General features: G+C 56.4%; 13 protein-coding genes. 5 read left to right on the top strand and 8 right to left on the bottom strand.

Annotation, left to right across the window (positions count from 1 at the left end):
* Positions 1-282: 282 nt before the first annotated feature.
* From HY011_05725 to HY011_05710, 4 genes are all read right to left on the bottom strand, one after another.
* On the bottom strand, positions 283-849 hold the full coding sequence (locus HY011_05725; GenBank protein ID MBI3422418.1) for a hypothetical protein: 567 nt from the start codon (positions 847-849) through the stop codon (positions 283-285).
* A 14-nt stretch (positions 850-863) separates the two neighbouring features.
* Positions 864-1,361 carry a DUF2085 domain-containing protein gene (locus tag HY011_05720; protein MBI3422417.1) on the bottom strand — a complete coding sequence of 166 codons (498 nt, stop codon included), beginning with the start codon at positions 1,359-1,361 and terminating at the stop codon, positions 864-866.
* Between the two features lie 21 nt (positions 1,362-1,382).
* Positions 1,383-2,441, bottom strand: a complete 1,059-nt coding sequence (glpX, locus tag HY011_05715; GenBank protein ID MBI3422416.1) for a class II fructose-bisphosphatase — start codon at positions 2,439-2,441, stop codon at positions 1,383-1,385.
* A 194-nt stretch (positions 2,442-2,635) separates the two neighbouring features.
* Positions 2,636-3,205 carry a thymidine kinase gene (locus HY011_05710; GenBank protein MBI3422415.1) on the bottom strand — a complete coding sequence of 190 codons (570 nt, stop codon included), beginning with the start codon at positions 3,203-3,205 and terminating at the stop codon, positions 2,636-2,638.
* Positions 3,206-3,693: 488 nt separating this feature from the next.
* Here HY011_05710 and HY011_05705 point away from each other — a divergent pair, with 488 nt between their 5' ends.
* Positions 3,694-5,322: a Do family serine endopeptidase gene (locus HY011_05705; protein ID MBI3422414.1), complete on the top strand. Its 1,629-nt coding sequence runs from the start codon at positions 3,694-3,696 to the stop codon at positions 5,320-5,322.
* A gap of 107 nt (positions 5,323-5,429) precedes the next feature.
* Here HY011_05705 and HY011_05700 read toward each other — a convergent pair whose 3' ends face one another.
* The gene (locus tag HY011_05700) at positions 5,430-6,059 is read right to left on the bottom strand and encodes a superoxide dismutase (GenBank protein ID MBI3422413.1); all 630 of its coding nucleotides are present in this window, start codon (positions 6,057-6,059) and stop codon (positions 5,430-5,432) included.
* A 93-nt stretch (positions 6,060-6,152) separates the two neighbouring features.
* Positions 6,153-6,476: a TMEM14 family protein gene (locus HY011_05695; GenBank protein MBI3422412.1), complete on the bottom strand. Its 324-nt coding sequence runs from the start codon at positions 6,474-6,476 to the stop codon at positions 6,153-6,155.
* 828 nt (positions 6,477-7,304) lie between these two features.
* Between HY011_05695 and HY011_05690 the strand changes: the two genes are divergently transcribed.
* The 3 genes from HY011_05690 to HY011_05680 all read left to right on the top strand — a co-directional run bounded on the left by HY011_05690 (position 7,305) and on the right by HY011_05680 (position 11,196).
* On the top strand, positions 7,305-9,788 hold the full coding sequence (locus HY011_05690; protein MBI3422411.1) for an adenosylcobalamin-dependent ribonucleoside-diphosphate reductase: 2,484 nt from the start codon (positions 7,305-7,307) through the stop codon (positions 9,786-9,788).
* Between the two features lie 106 nt (positions 9,789-9,894).
* Positions 9,895-10,857 (top strand): hypothetical protein, encoded by a 963-nt coding sequence (locus tag HY011_05685; GenBank protein MBI3422410.1) that lies wholly within the window; start codon positions 9,895-9,897, stop codon positions 10,855-10,857.
* 111 nt (positions 10,858-10,968) lie between these two features.
* Positions 10,969-11,196, top strand: a complete 228-nt coding sequence (locus tag HY011_05680) for a DUF433 domain-containing protein (GenBank protein ID MBI3422409.1) — start codon at positions 10,969-10,971, stop codon at positions 11,194-11,196.
* Positions 11,197-11,240: 44 nt separating this feature from the next.
* Here the strand turns inward: HY011_05680 and HY011_05675 are convergent, their stop codons facing one another.
* Both HY011_05675 and HY011_05670 read right to left on the bottom strand, forming a co-directional pair.
* Positions 11,241-12,746 carry a BON domain-containing protein gene (locus tag HY011_05675; protein ID MBI3422408.1) on the bottom strand — a complete coding sequence of 502 codons (1,506 nt, stop codon included), beginning with the start codon at positions 12,744-12,746 and terminating at the stop codon, positions 11,241-11,243.
* A gap of 24 nt (positions 12,747-12,770) precedes the next feature.
* Positions 12,771-13,550, bottom strand: coding sequence for an SDR family NAD(P)-dependent oxidoreductase (locus HY011_05670; protein ID MBI3422407.1), 780 nt, complete (start codon positions 13,548-13,550; stop codon positions 12,771-12,773).
* A 288-nt stretch (positions 13,551-13,838) separates the two neighbouring features.
* On the opposite strand from HY011_05670, the gene HY011_05665 reads away from it, so the two are divergent.
* Positions 13,839-14,615 carry an enoyl-CoA hydratase/isomerase family protein gene (locus HY011_05665; GenBank protein ID MBI3422406.1) on the top strand — a complete coding sequence of 259 codons (777 nt, stop codon included), beginning with the start codon at positions 13,839-13,841 and terminating at the stop codon, positions 14,613-14,615.
* The last annotated feature ends 129 nt before the right edge of the window (positions 14,616-14,744 follow it).

The following is a 14,744-nucleotide window of genomic DNA, read 5'->3' as shown; positions in this document are numbered from 1 at the left end:
ACTTAGCGTATGCGGCCGCTGCGGGACACATGGCCGCTTTTCTGTGAGTGTTGATGCCGTTCGGTGAGGAACAACATCGAAGCTGGCGAGTTCACTGAACTCGCAATTTCGCCCGAATAGACGTTGGCATTATAATCAGGCACTGCATGGCTGGCTAGTGCTTTTTTGTGGGAAATCAAATTTTTACTCAGTCCATCGGCTATTCACAATCTAGCACAACAAGCCCATCAAACGTATCTTCCTCTTCACGCATGGAAAGAGGCTCACAGACTTGCAGCTACCTCATTGGTCATCATCGGTGTTTTTACCGTATGTTTCCGCTCCCTCTGCTGACCCTTCCGAGGAACCTCCAACGGGGCCAGGTGCGGCGGGCCTTTTCTCATATAAGGCCACGCCGAGCAACCCGCCCAGCACCGTAAAGGCAAATAAAATCAGCGCCCCCAAAATGCTGGCTGGCAATAAAAATTGAAATAATGCCTGGGCAGTGGAAAGCTCCTGTAATTTGCTCACCATCTCTAATAACTGCTGCTTTTGTGGATCGGCCAAGCTCTTGGCTACTTCTTCCATCGCTCTTAACGAAGCCGGAAAAGTCGCCAGCTCAATTGGGGTGCCAATAAAAACGCGTATGACAGCGCCCAGCAAGCCTGCAATTGACGCCACGCGCGCGGCTTCAGCCCAGCTTACGCGTTGTGCCGAGCGATCAATGTAAAGCTTTGCCGTGGTCACGCCGCCTACCCACGCCCACAGGCAGCAACAGAAATTGGCGGCTTGCACCAGCGGCAACACCGACAAGACGCCGATGAGCAAACCGCCAATTAAAGCCGGTTGGCTGCGCTCCGTTTCCGGCATTCCTTCGGTCTCCATTAAGTCACTTCAGTTCTGCTTGATGCGGATGGCAATAATGCCAGCCTCAAAGCTGGGAAAACATAAAATGCAATCACGGCACCGGCCATCAACCCTGTCACCAAGCGTGTGCCGGGATTCTGCCTGAACACACCCGCCACGCCCAAGACCCAATCCAATGCTAACAGCGTCGAGGCCAACAGCAGATAGCGTTTGGCCGGCACAGATGCGTTATCCGGACGATAGCAAAACGGATACAATAACAAGCCAAGCAACGCACCCAGGTAAATCCCCGTGCAGCGCACACAGACCGCCAAGGGCCAGCCGCACCAATGGAACGAACGCTCATTGCGTTGATGGCATACGAGGGCAAACGTGCGATACAAAATCAGCGCTACCCATTCAGACCCGTTGCACATTAACTTTGGCGCCGCCACAACCGCCACTAACCAGCCACACGCCAGCAGCACTAACGCGGAGTATAAAATCCAAGCCGGATTTGCGACCTTCACGTTCATCTTGCAAGTCGCGTTTGACGATCATTTATCAAACCGTACAAACGCGTCGGGTCCGCCCTCGACGTGTACAGTATCTACGAACCGCACATGCTTGGTCTCCGTCGTCATGATCAGCGAATGCGTGCGCTTGCCGTGCCCAAAGAAACGCACACCACGCATCAGCGTCCCCTCGGTCACACCGCAAGCCGCGAAAATAATTTTATTGCCCGGTGCCAGTTCGGCGGTGCTGAAAACACGGGTCGGGTCTTTGATGCCCATCGCCTGCATACGGTCGAATACCCCATCGGCAATCTTGGCGCGGTCTTCAGCCATTTCGAGTTGCTCTTTCATGACAAAGCGCGCCTGAATCTCGCCGTTCAAACACCGCATGGCCGCCGCCGTAATCACGCCCTCAGGCCCGCCGCCAATGCCCATCAGCGCATGCACGCCCGAACCTGCGACCGCCGCCGAAATGCCCGCCGATAGATCGCCATCAGAGATCAACTGAATGCGCGCGCCAGCGGCGCGAATTTCGTTGATCAGTTTTTTATGGCGCGGACGATCCATCACGACGATGACGAGGTCTTCGACTTTACGGTGCAACCGCTTGGCAATCGCTTTCAGATTCCGCCGTACCGGCGCGTCAATATCCACCGCGCCTTTGACCGAAGGGCCGACGACAATCTTGTTCATGTAAATATCGGGCGCATGCAACAACCCGCCTTTCTCAGCCGCTGCCAACACCGCAATGGCATTGGCCGAACCGGTCGCGCATAGATTCGTCCCTTCCAGCGGATCAACCGCGATGTCTACTTTCGGATAATGGCGCCGATTGCCTTTGTGCGCGCCCAGTCCGAGCCGTTCGCCAATGTAAAGCATCGGCGCTTCGTCACGCTCCCCTTCGCCAATGACGATGGTGCCGTCCATCGGCATCGTGTCCATCACGGTGCGCATCGTCTCGACCGCGACGTGGTCAGAGTATTTGCGCTCACCTTGTCCCATCGTGCGCGCTGAAGCGATGGCGGCGGCTTCGACGACACGCAGAAAATCATAGAGCAGATCGTATTCCAGCGGGCGCGGAGGCAGGTTCGGATTATTCATAGCATGGACTCCCTGGGAAAATGACGGTCGTTTGCTGGTACGTGCGAGCCTAAGAAAGCAGGCCACCGATTGAACCGAATGCCTCGCCCGTGGCGAACTCATGACGAAATTGATGCGATGGCATCCAATGTCAGGCATTCAATCTCAACCGGTGGCCCATTTTATTCCACCGTCATTAACCGCCTTGCGCGGTTTCAATCAGTAGCGTTTTCTTTGGCCTCGCCCAGCCGCGGATCGAAACAGGCCCGGCAACGCGCTTCATAAGCATCCGCAGCGCCGACGACCACACGTTCACGGCTGGCGATCAGACGTTGCGTGTAGGTGGCCGGACTGCCGCATTGAATGCACACGGCGCGGGTCTTGGTAACGTCCTCGGCAATCGCCATCAATAGAGGCATCGGCTCAAACGGACGGCCCAGATAATCCATATCCAGCCCCGCGATCACGACGCGTTTGCCCTGCCCCGCCAGTTGATTGGCCACGGCGACTAATTCCTGATCGAAAAACTGGCCTTCATCAATGCCCACGACTTCGGTGTCAGCCTCGACCAGGGCCACGATTTCGTGTGCGGCGGCCACGGCTTCCGATTCGATCTTCATGGCCGAGTGCGAGACGATGTGCGTCTCGGAATAACGCGCATCAATCACGGGTTTGAAAATCTGGACTTTCTGCCGGGCGATTTGGGCGCGGCGCAGACGGCGAATCAGCTCTTCGCTTTTGCCGCTGAACATGGAGCCAACGATAACTTCGACTGAACCTGCCATACTATTGCTATCTTGCAAGGGCTTGCCGAGCTGCTTCAACTTGGATGTTTCCTCTCTGCTACTGGTCTGCTGCTGGACTTGCGCTCGTCTGGTTGTTGCGGGACTGGTTTGCGCGGGCTTACTGCTGCCTGACGACTTATGCTTTCAAGTTCTACACCAAACGTTGCGGCTTGTGCAAGACAGCTTTGGAGCGCCGTTCCTAAGCCTTGCAACGGCCCTTGCGCGGCTCTTTGTAGCGTCTGAAACAGACGTCGGCATTGCCGGTTTCTCACGTTTGTTAAAGATGTTAAGAGCGACTGTAGTGATTCTTGAAAAGGCACAGTGCCGTTGTTAAGATGTGCAACGTTCGCTGAACCAGCGACGCCAATGATTCGTACAGTCGCGGTGGAATCGTTCAAGCGTCCTGCTTGCAGACCCTATTTGGATATATTGGAAGACAGTTGGAATTGCAGAGGAAATCAAGAAGTTTTTGAGGGAGTGTGAAGTCTATGAATAATGAATTCGACAACATCATCATTGCGCGCGAGCAACCGCGCCGTCCAAGCTGGAAGTTGCTCAGTGGCGTCGCCGCCGGGGTGCTCATGCTGGGCACGTTGCTGGGCGCCGTGGTTACCGCCAAGGGCTGGATGCCCTTTTCAAGTGCGCGGGCTGAAGAACCGAAATCAGCCGTCGCCGCACCAAGTCCGGCTTTAGATCAGAACATCGTTTTGAATGGCGGTTTTGCGCAGATCGCCAAAGCCGTCACGCCCGCCGTCGTGACCATCGAAGTTTCCGCGCGACAGGATCAACGCCGTCAGGGGTTTGGTTTTATTGATCCATTCCGCGATTTCTTTGGCTTGCCGGATCAGGATGATGAAAGCACACCGCGCCGCCGCGTGGTCCCGCAACCTCGTCAGCCACAAGGCGAAGGCCAGGAGCGCGCGCCGCGTTTGGTGCCCAACGGAGTCGGCTCTGGCGTGCTCGTGACTGGTGATGGGTACATCATCACGAATAATCACGTCGTGGAAGGGGCGGAAAAAGTCGAGGTCGAATTGCCTGACCGGCGCAAAGTCGTCGCCAAAGTCATCGGCACCGATCCGCCCAGTGACTTGGCTGTCATCAAGATCGAAGGCAGCGGCTACCCGACTGTAACATTCGGCGATTCCGAAGCTGTACAAGTTGGCGATTTAGTCTTGGCGATTGGCAATCCCCTAGGTGTCGGCCAGACCGTCACGATGGGCATCATCAGCGCCAAAGGCCGCAGCACCACACGCACCGGTGACATTCGCAGTCAGCCCTACGAAGATTTCATCCAAACCGATGCTGCCATCAATCGTGGCAATTCGGGCGGGGCGCTCGTGAATTTGCGCGGTGAATTGATCGGCATCCCCTCGCAAATTTTGGCGGGCGGCAGCGGTGGCAGCATCGGCATCGGTTTTGCCATCCCGGCCAAGATGGCGCGCAATGTGATGGATCAACTCGTCAAGGGTGGCAAAGTCCGGCGTGGCAAGCTGGGCGTTGTGGTCAGCGCAGTATCGAATGAGTATGCCAAAGAACTCGGTTATAACGGCACCTCTGGCGCGTTCGTTTCGGATGTCGAAAAAGGTCAACCCGCCGATCAGGCTGGCGTCAAACCGTATGACATCATTACCGAGATCAATGGCAAGCGCATCGTGGATAGCAGCGAGTTGCGTAACATGGTTTCGCAAACGTCGCCGGGCACGCCCGTCAAAGTAAAAATTTGGCGTGACGGTTCCGAGCGCGATTTGACCATCAAACTTGCCGAAGTTGAACCGGTGGCGAAGGAAAAAGAAGAAACGCCTATCGCCGCGTCAGCCAAAGCCAGCGGCCCGCTCGCCGGTGTCAGCGTAGACAATCTGACACCAGAAAAAGCGCGCCCATACCGCTTGCCCGAAGGCACGACCGGGGTGGTGATCACCGATGTTGACCCTGGCAGCGATGCCGCTGCGGCTGGCTTGCGCCCTGGCATGGTCATCATTGAGGTCGCCCGCCAACCTGTTAGCAATGTCAATGAGTTCAACGCTGCCTTAGCGAAACTCGGCGGCAAGAAGCAGGCGTTCATCCGCGTCCGTGACACGGGTGGTGCGCGCGTCGTGCTTGTGCAACCGCAAGAATAGCCGTCAACTGCTAGCTAACAATCTTAAACAAAACGAAAGCCCGCCTTTTCATCAAAGGCGGGCTTTCGTTTTTCAGTTCGATAACCACCGGCGCTTGCCAATTGCGACTAGCCAATCACTGCCGGGCGACTCGCGGCGCCTTTGGTCAGGCGTTCATCGCAGGCATCCCAGTTGATGTTCGAGAAGAACGCCTCAATATATTTCGGACGATCTGCCGGAGCGTAATCGCGAATAAAAGCGTGCTCCCAAACGTCCATAATCAGTACCGGCACAAAACCCGCCACATTGCCCGACTCGTGCAGGTTGATCCAGTGGTTCGACAAGCCGCCACTGACCGGATCAAGGTAGGTCGCTGCCCAACCCACCCCGCGCATTTTCCCCACAGTAACGAAGTTCTTTTTCCACTGCTCATAGCTGCCGAAGCTGGCCGCCGCCGCTTTGGCAAAAGCCGAATCCGCCGCCGGGTCGCCACTACCATCGTTTTTCAAATTGCCGAAGTACCACTCGTGCAAAACCATGCCGTTATATTCAAATCCCAAACGGCGCGTCAGTTCCGAATAAACCGGCATTTCGTTCGCGGTGATCTCACCTTTGGCCATGGTGGCAATCTTCTCGTTCAGAATGTTCGTGTTGGTCACATAGCCTTCATATAATTTGAAGTGCATCGCTAGCGTCCCATCAGAGATGCCATTCAGGTTGCTCAAGTTGAAGCTTTGCGCTTTATAAACAGTAGCCATTGGTTAGTTCCCTCCTAAAAGTTAATTCAAAAAAGTATACGAGCGGCAAGCCCAAGCAGGCCTGCCCAGAAGTGCTATTCATTCAAGACAGTTTCAGCGACTTGCTGTGCGATTCATAAACAATGCCGCCAACACAATGAGGCTAACAATGATGACCATCCCACCGGGCATAAATTTGAGCCCGCTGGTCAGTGCGGCCTTCCCAAAGCGGCCCAACAACAACAATGTCACCACCAACGAAAGCCACCAGCCATTTTGGTAATTCCCCTTTAGCATCAGCGCCGCACCGCCAGCCAACAAAAGTCCAGATACGGCGCCAGCCACCAGCGAAGCGGTGCTGCCCGCCTTGGCGTAGCCCATCACGCCACCAGCCGCCACCAGAATGCCATAAATCAACACTACCCACGGTGTACTCATAGTTTGTCCTCAGACGCTACGCTGCCTGCACGGCGCACAGCCTCCGTAATCAAGGTTGTTATTGGAAGTGCAACTGGAACAGCTTGGTAACTTGCGCAAGCAGCTTACCGCATCCTTTGCTGAGCGCGCAAACCGGTTTCTACACTGCCACGTGTCCGCTAAATCTGACAGGCCAACCAGCGCTCAAGCTCACGCTGCAATGCGCCATTTTTCTCTTGCTGCACACGAAAGCAGCAGCTCAAATTGGCCTTAAAACTATTTTGCCTTTACGATCTAACACTTAAGTAAAACCACTATATCTTGTTGCAAAATTCGTTTGACAGTCCCGCATCTAGTGGCCTATATTCCGAATCGCTCAAACGCTGGAAATCGAAGTAATTAAGCAGTAACAGCTAAAGGAAATACTTCACGGCTTGATGCTTTCTCAGTTTTGGTCCCACTAGCGCCCTGGATTGGTGGTGTGGTGTATGGCGAGACTACCCGCAGAAGAAATGCGCAACACTGAGTGAGAGCATCTGAGACGTTTTCCGGTATTTGTCATTTTTGAGCGATCACTCCACGCACAATCAAACACAACGTCAGTAGTTCTTTATTCGGTTTCAACGCGAATGCTTGATCGTTTTGCGTTCACAGCAGTCCTCCCCCAGGCCGGTTCACGGTCCTGCTACTGCTCAGTAGATTGAGTGTTGCCCTTGAAGCTTGCATCCCCAAGAATCTTGGCGGGGCGTGCCCGTCAGGTACTTGTCAACAGCAGGCGGTTTGCCTGGCTGTCACTGTGAGGCAATAAACTTCGGATCGGATTTCGGAGGAAGGCAGGTCGGATACAACATGAGCGTCAGTAAACTAAAGATCGTCGAATTTGCAAGCCCATACAAAAAACCATTAGGTACCAACGCACAACAAATCGTAGCCAAGCGCTACTCTCTCAAAGACCTGAAAGGCAATCCGCTGGAAACCTGGGACGACATCGTCAAACGTGTCGTCAGCCACGTGGCGAAAGCGGAAAAGGACTTCATCAAACGCGAAGAGTTCACCGCCAATCTGATGCGGCTGATGGACGAGCGCGCTTTCGTGCCCAACACTCCGTGTCTGGTCAATGCCGGCAAACCCAAAGGCCAACTCGCGGCCTGTTTCGTCTTGCCCGTGCCTGATTCAATTGACGGCATCATGGAGCACGCCAAGTATTGCGCCCTCATACACCAGTCGGGTGGCGGCACCGGGATGACCTACGAACTGTTGCGCCCCGCCGGTACGCCCGTGGGCGAAGGCCGTGGTATCGCCTCCGGCCCCGTGTCGTTTATGCAGATCGTCAACACGATGACCGAGACGGTCAAACAGGGCGGCGTGCGGCGCGGCGCAAACATGGGCATTCTGGCCGTCGGCCATCCCGACATCCTGCGTTTCATTCACGCCAAGAACGATCAGAAGAGCCTGACCAATTTCAATATCTCGGTCACGGTTTCCGACAAATTTTTGAAAGCGGTCGAGCACAACGAATGGTTCCAAACTGAATTCGACGGCAAGCCCTGGGAGCGCCCGATTTGGGATCCGAAAGCGAATGACGGCCAAGGCGGCGAATACACTTACAAACATGAAGCGCCCCCCAAGCCGGGCATGGTCTGCGCTCCCGACATCTGGGAGCGCATCATCTCTTCGACACACCGCTGGGCCGAGCCGGGCATCATCTTCATTGACAACGTCAACAAACATAACCCGTTGAAAAATTCGATGGGCTTAAAGAAAGCCTCAAACCCCTGTGCCGAGCAGATGCTGCACGATTACAACGCCTGCAACCTCGGTTCGATTGATGTCGCCAAGTATTACGACGAGCGCGCTGACGACCTCGATTGGGATCGTTTCGCCGCCGACATTTATTGGTGTGTGCGCTTCCTCGACAACGTGATTGACTCTTGCGACTGGCCGTTGCCGCAAATCCACGACACCGTGCATCGCACGCGCCCCGTGGGCCTGGGCATCATGGGTTTCGCCGATCTGTGTCTGCAAAAACGCGTCACCTATGGCAGCGAAGAATCCGCGTTGCTGGCCGATCAAATGATGGATTTCTTCCGCAAAGAATCATGGCGCGCCTCGCTGATGCTGGGCAAAGAGAAAGGCGCGATGCCTGAATTCGAGCCGAACCGCAATCTGTATGAAGACCTGATTTATAAAGAGGTCGGGCTGGATCGTTCGATGGAACTCACGCCGCGCAATTACGAAGTCACCACCGTCGCCCCCACGGGCACGATTTCGCTGGTGGCTGAAACCAGCAGCGGTTGTGAACCGAATTTCAGTTACGCCTACGTGCGCCGCGACACCATCGGCACGCGCACTTACGCGCATCCGCTGGCGGCCAAAGCCTTGGGCCTGGAACTGGATCAGCACGATCCCGAATCCATCGCCCGCGCCGCCGAAGCCATCGTGGCGAACCGCGACAAGCTGCCCGAATACTTCGTGGACGTGCTGACGCTGATGCCCGACGATCACCTGCGCGTGCTCAAAGCCTTCCAGGATCACGTAGACAATTCGATCAGCAAAACCGTCAACGCCCCGGCCAGCTATTCGCGCGAAGACACCGACCGCGTCCATCGTCTGGCTTGGAAGATGGGCGTCAAAGCGGTCAGCTACTACCGCGACGGCTCGCGTGACGGCCAAGTGTTGACGGCGGTCAGCGCCGAGAAGCCAGAGAAGAAAGACGAAGCGCAAGCCGAGACGCCCGTCGAGGTCAACGCCGAAGCTGCGCCCGCCCCCCAAGCGGCCCCCGCAGCCAAGCCTCAACTCACACGGCCCAAAGTGGAACGTCCGCGCGAACTGCTCGGCTCCACTTGGCGCATTCAGTTTGACGGCCAGAACCTTTACGTCACGATCAATCACGACGGCACCCGCGTGCTGGAAGTCTTCGCCACCGGCGCGGGCCTCTCCGTCTCGGTCGGCCTGCTCGCCTCCAAGATGTTGCGGGGCGGCTTTGAAGCCGAAGAGGTCGCCGCCAGCCTGACCAAAGTCATCGGCAACCACTCGGTCTGGTTCAACGAACGCCTCTGCACCTCGACCGAACAAGCCGTCGCCGAATGCATCATGCTGACCAAGCGCCGCCTGGTGAATCAGCCCGATTCCGCCCGCGCCGCCGCCAAACAAGCGCTGGCCGCGCAACCCGCCGCCGAAGTGAAAACGGCAGCAGCCCCCACGCCGACGCCAGCCGCTGGCCCAAACGCCAAAGCGCGGATGACGTTATGCCCGGAATGCGGCAGCGGGAGTTTGGAATACACCGCGAGTTGCTATACGTGTCGAGATTGCGGGTTTAGTAAGTGCGTGTAGTACGCAGGTAACGCAGGACAATTTCGGCAATATACCGAAAGCCCGATCAAGTGCTTAAGTCACTTGGTCGGGCTTAGGTCGTTTCTGGTTTCTCAACGTTTTACTTATGAACCCAATACAAGTTTTACGCGACGCCGCCAAGGAGACTCCGGCTGTTAAATATGCTTGGGGCCTTGTTGGAATTGCAGCAGCATTTGCCATCATTACTGGCCTGATAAAAGATCTCAAGATTGCACTTGTCGGTATCTGTGTCCTGCCAGTACTAATGTTGGTCTACTTCCTCTTCACACAGATTGTTCAAGATTTGCCCGGGAAAAGATGGCTAACAGCATTACTGGCTTGGGCAATGGCTATTTTATACGTGGCTTTCTTATTTTGCCTCTTTACAAGCTTTGTATTTGGATGGCCGCCTGCTTTGGCAAATACATTGGGAGTAAGACCAAACTCAAGCTTACGCTCCGAGGAACCCTTGACCAGACAAATCACGGAAAATGATCTGGCCGCTCAGCCTGGGCCACAAGTACCAGTTGCATCAACGCCAATAGCGCAAGCGCAATCAGTCTCCCCCAAAGACAGACCATCTCGAATCAGACATCTACAAGATCCTCCCCAAAGCACCTCTGAGAAATCAATCAATCTCAATAACAGCCCTTCTCCTGGAGCAGTCTTTAACACTGGTGATAACGTAACCATCAACACCAGACCGACTCCTCGTGCTTTAACGTCAGCCCAGAAGAGCAAGTTAATCTCACTGTTGAAGTCAGCTCCTGCGGCAAATATCGAAATACTCTATCCCCCAAATAACGAGGAGGCGCGGTCATTCGCATTCCAACTTGGCAAGGCGCTAGCGGCTACAGACTGGAACCTTATTGGAGTTGTAGCAAACCCCTTTGGATCATTCCCGCCAGGACTAACAATCCTAGTACGTGATGCGAGCGATCAACCAGTAGGTGCGAAAACGCTTCAGTCTGCGCTTGGCACTATAGGCTATCCGGCAGCGGGCGGTTATGAAAAAGAACTTCCAGGGCACAGGGCAACTATTCTTGTCGGCCCACAGCCAAATCAATAGGATACTTTTCGCAAGAAATTGTGCTGCTACGTCAGGCATATTACGTGTTAAACCACCAAGGGATGAGTTGGTTGATTTTCAGGAAAACTAAGGAACTGATGGAGTCAAACAATGCAGCTAACCAGAATCACATCTGATCCCAAAGTTATGGACGGCAAACCTTGTTTGCGCGGAATGCGCGTAACCGTTGGAACTGTAGTCGGGTTGCTAGCGGCTGGACATTCAGACGAAGAGATTTTGCAGCTTTACCCATATCTCGAATTAGCCGATCTGCGAGAAGCCTTGGCATTTGCGGCTTGGCGTGCACAAGAAATTGAACCGCCTTTGGCCACGACTTGAAAAGCGCCAGACCAACTTCTTCCTAACGTCCGCTCAAACTAGCCTCACTGCACCGACCACCGCAACGTAAACTGATGCGCCTGTCCGCCCCGCTGCGCACTGTCGTCAATACGCACGATGGTTGTATAGCCATTTGTCGCCGCAGGTTGCTGGACGATTTGGATCGTGCCACGTCCGCTGGTGGAAAGCAGCTTTACAGAAACAGGCGCGCGGGGAACGGCTGCGCTGAAAGAGGCGCGGGTGTCGCGCACGGCTTCGCCGCTCAGGTGGCGCACGGCGGCGCTGCCACCACCGATGACGATTTCGTCAACGCCATCCACGACGCCGCTCCAGGCGACGGTGCCGGAGCGTAGCGCATCCGGTTCAGCTCGGCGCGGTCGGGTTGGCGTCCGCTCTGCTTCCAGGCGGCGCGCTTCTTCTTGCTGTTGCTGGCGGCGCGCGGCTTCTTCGGCCTCGCGTTGCTTTTGAGTTTCGGCTTCGCGCTGCTTTTGAGCCTCGGCTTCGCGTTGGCGTTGGGCGTCGGCTTCGCGCTGGCGTTGCTGCTCGGCTTCGCGTTGGCGGGCGGCTTCCTGTTCGCGCTGTAGGCGTTCAGCTTCCCGCTGGCGGGCGCGTTGGGTTTCGGCTTCCGCTGCTGGGGAATTCGCTTCGGCAGCGGGATTGGCTGGCAAAGCAGCATTGGTGGACGGCGGATTCAAACTGGCTTCGGTGCTGGCGGGCGTGATCGCGGGTTGTGCAGTAGGTTGCGCCATGGGCGAGGGCAGCAGAGACAAGTCTGATTTGACGGCCAGGTTGTTGACGATTTGTTTGGCCTTGGCTAACAGCCGTAAGACGTTGGTGGCGCCTTCTTTTTCCGGTTGGTGTTCAGCGCTGCCGTCGAGGGTGACGACGCCGTCTTTCACCGTGATTTTGTAGCGCGCAAAGCCGGTGGGATTGTAAGCGGCCAAAACCTTCTTCGCTTCTTCAAACAACACCTGATCGTCAATTGAGAGCGGTGGCGTGGGCGAAGGCGACGCGCTTGGATCGAGCGTCGGGCTGGCGACGGGCAGGGCGAGCGCGGCGGCGGATTGACTGACGAGCGGCGGCTCGTTCAGCTTCAGCGAAGTGTCGGCCTTTTCGCGCGACCAAAGCAGGAAGCCAATCAACAGACCTATTCCAAGCAATGCTAGGCCGACCAGGATCAGAATGATCTGCGCGCGGGTGAAGAGCGGAAAGCGCCGCACCTCATCCGGCGGCGACATCACTACGGTGTTGGGCAGCGTGGGTTGGAATTCTTCCTGTTGCGCGGCGCGGCGCCGCAAATCATCCAGCGGAACGACGGTGGTTTGGGCGGGAGCCAGCGCCTGTTGTAAGGCCGGGACGGCGGCGGCGGCTTGCGAGGCGGTGGTAGTGCGGGCCGTTTCACTATGAAACCGCAACATATCCACTTGGTCAGGAGCGGCAGACCTGGGCGCGGAGACGGCCTCGCGTTCCGCGCCACAACGCGGACAGCGTGTCATAAACGGTCGCAGCGTGATGCCGCAACCTGTGCACAAAACGGTGTCAGTTGCCATCACCGTTGATCCTCTTCACAAGATTCATACTTGCCCCTCGGTGCGTCGCAATTCCAGATTGAGCGGGCGCAATACGACTTCACTCAGCCAGGCTTGCGCCGGTTGTTCGAGCATCGCCACAATCACCGAAGCGACTTCCCCCGCCGTCATTGAATAACCAATCTCGCGTGGGGCGTTGTCGTCGTCGTCCGCCGCTGCCCGTTTCGCTACGCGGGAAAAGTCCGTCGCGACGGAGCCTGGCAACAATGCGGACACGCGAATGTTGTGTTGGCGGACCTCCAAACCGAGCGCTTCAGTAAAACCAATGACGCCGAATTTGGCCGCGCAATAAGCGGCCATCTGCTTAATACCGTTGCGGCCTGCGCCGGATGAAATATTGATGATCTGGCCGCCGCCTTGTTGTTTCATCGTGGGCAGCACGGCGCGACAGGTTAGAAACGTCCCAGTCAGATTGGTGTCGAGCACAGTGCGCCAATCCTCCAGCGTGTAACCATCCACCGCGCCATTCAGACTCAGGCCCGCGCTGTTGATGAGCACGTCAACGCGGCCCCAACGCGCCAACGGCGCGGCAACGGCGTCGTTAACGGCGGCTTCAGCACGCACATCGCAGGCGATTGGCAGTACGTCTGTTGGAGTGCATTGCCCCACCACTTCAGTCAGCTTCTTAGCCGAACGCGCCAACAGCGCCAGGCGCACGCCACGCGCGGCCAACGCCAAGGCGGTGGCGCGCCCGATGCCGGAGGATGCCCCTGTGATGAGCGCTACGCTGTTGTTATCCAACTGAAAGACAGATGCCATGACCATTGACGATTGCATGCGTAAGACGACTGCTTTAAGGATGAATCGCACTATAGCCAGAACCGCCGCACGCGCGCAAGCACAGCACAGCCGGTGTTGAGACGGGCCGCTTGCGTTCGCCGTTTGGCCCAACGCATAATGCCCCCGCTGGGACAAAGAAGCAGACCGTAACCAAGCCAAATCCATCAAACGGCATGACATCACCAAGATCACTTTCACGCAGTCAGCCTGGACTGCTGGGCGTGTGTCTGCGTTTTTGAAGTTGAGATTTGAGATCGAAGAGGATTTCTATTTATGGCCGAAAACACCTTGCTCGAACGGCGTGGCCGCATCGCGCTGTTGACCATCAACCGTCCCAAAAAACTGAACGCTTTGAACATCGCCACGCGCGCCGAATTGGCCGAGGCCCTTGATGAATTGCGCGACGATGCCGAAATCCGTGTGGTCATCCTGACTGGCGCGGGCGAAAAAGCCTTCGTTGCGGGCGCGGACATCAACGAATTCGCGGGGCGCAGCGCCGTCCAGCAGCGCGCGGTGATGAAGGCCAAGAGCATCTTCACCGCCGCCGAAGAGTTCCCCAAACCGCTGCTTGCGATGATCAATGGTTTCTGTTTGGGCGGCGGCTGCGAACTGGCGCTCGCGTGCGACCTGCGCATCGCCAGCGACCAGGCGCGTTTCGGCCAACCCGAAATCAATCTGGGCATCATCCCCGGCGGCGGCGGCACGCAACGCCTGACGCGCCTCGTCGGCGAAGGCAAAGCCATGCAAATGATTCTGACCGGCGAAATGATTGACGCCGCCGAAGCGCACCGGCTGGGCTTGGTCAACGAAGTTCATCCTGCCGCCGAATTGGCCGAAAAGACTTTTGCGCTGGCTGAACGCATTGCCGAAAAAAGCCCGGTCGCCTTGGCGATGGCCAAAGCCGCCGTCAAGAACGCCGCGCGCACCACGTTGCACGCGGGGCTGGACGCCGAAATTGATCTTTTTGCACTTTGTTTTTCCAGCGTGGACAAGGAAGAGGGCGTGCGCGCGTTCCTGGAAAAGCGCAAACCGGATTTCAAAGGCTGTTGAGCCGAAAGGATCTGGCGGGGCTCCCTTCCTCACTAACATGGCGTTATTGCTCTGCCCGCGTATTTTGTGCTCCCCTTAATGACACTCATAAACACGGATTCAATAACAACGATCCCAATGGCTGCGCGG

This window comes from Acidobacteriota bacterium (assembly GCA_016196035.1).
Taxonomy (GTDB): domain Bacteria; phylum Acidobacteriota; class Blastocatellia; order RBC074; family RBC074; genus JACPYM01.
The sequence above is the reverse complement of the archived record's forward strand: the minus strand, read 5'-3'. Positions and strand labels throughout refer to the sequence as shown.

Coding starts and splice junctions, on each gene's coding strand:
- HY011_05685 (MBI3422410.1), top strand. CDS start 9,895: ATGAACCCAATACAAGTTTTACGCGACGCCGCCAAGGAGACTCCGGCT.
- HY011_05665 (MBI3422406.1), top strand. CDS start 13,839: ATGGCCGAAAACACCTTGCTCGAACGGCGTGGCCGCATCGCGCTGTTG.
- HY011_05705 (MBI3422414.1), top strand. CDS start 3,694: ATGAATAATGAATTCGACAACATCATCATTGCGCGCGAGCAACCGCGC.
- glpX (MBI3422416.1), bottom strand. CDS start 2,441: ATGAATAATCCGAACCTGCCTCCGCGCCCGCTGGAATACGATCTGCTC.
- HY011_05700 (MBI3422413.1), bottom strand. CDS start 6,059: ATGGCTACTGTTTATAAAGCGCAAAGCTTCAACTTGAGCAACCTGAAT.
- HY011_05725 (MBI3422418.1), bottom strand. CDS start 849: ATGCCGGAAACGGAGCGCAGCCAACCGGCTTTAATTGGCGGTTTGCTC.
- HY011_05710 (MBI3422415.1), bottom strand. CDS start 3,205: ATGGCAGGTTCAGTCGAAGTTATCGTTGGCTCCATGTTCAGCGGCAAA.
- HY011_05720 (MBI3422417.1), bottom strand. CDS start 1,361: ATGAACGTGAAGGTCGCAAATCCGGCTTGGATTTTATACTCCGCGTTA.
- HY011_05690 (MBI3422411.1), top strand. CDS start 7,305: ATGAGCGTCAGTAAACTAAAGATCGTCGAATTTGCAAGCCCATACAAA.
- HY011_05670 (MBI3422407.1), bottom strand. CDS start 13,550: ATGGTCATGGCATCTGTCTTTCAGTTGGATAACAACAGCGTAGCGCTC.
- HY011_05675 (MBI3422408.1), bottom strand. CDS start 12,746: ATGGCAACTGACACCGTTTTGTGCACAGGTTGCGGCATCACGCTGCGA.
- HY011_05695 (MBI3422412.1), bottom strand. CDS start 6,476: ATGAGTACACCGTGGGTAGTGTTGATTTATGGCATTCTGGTGGCGGCT.
- HY011_05680 (MBI3422409.1), top strand. CDS start 10,969: ATGCAGCTAACCAGAATCACATCTGATCCCAAAGTTATGGACGGCAAA.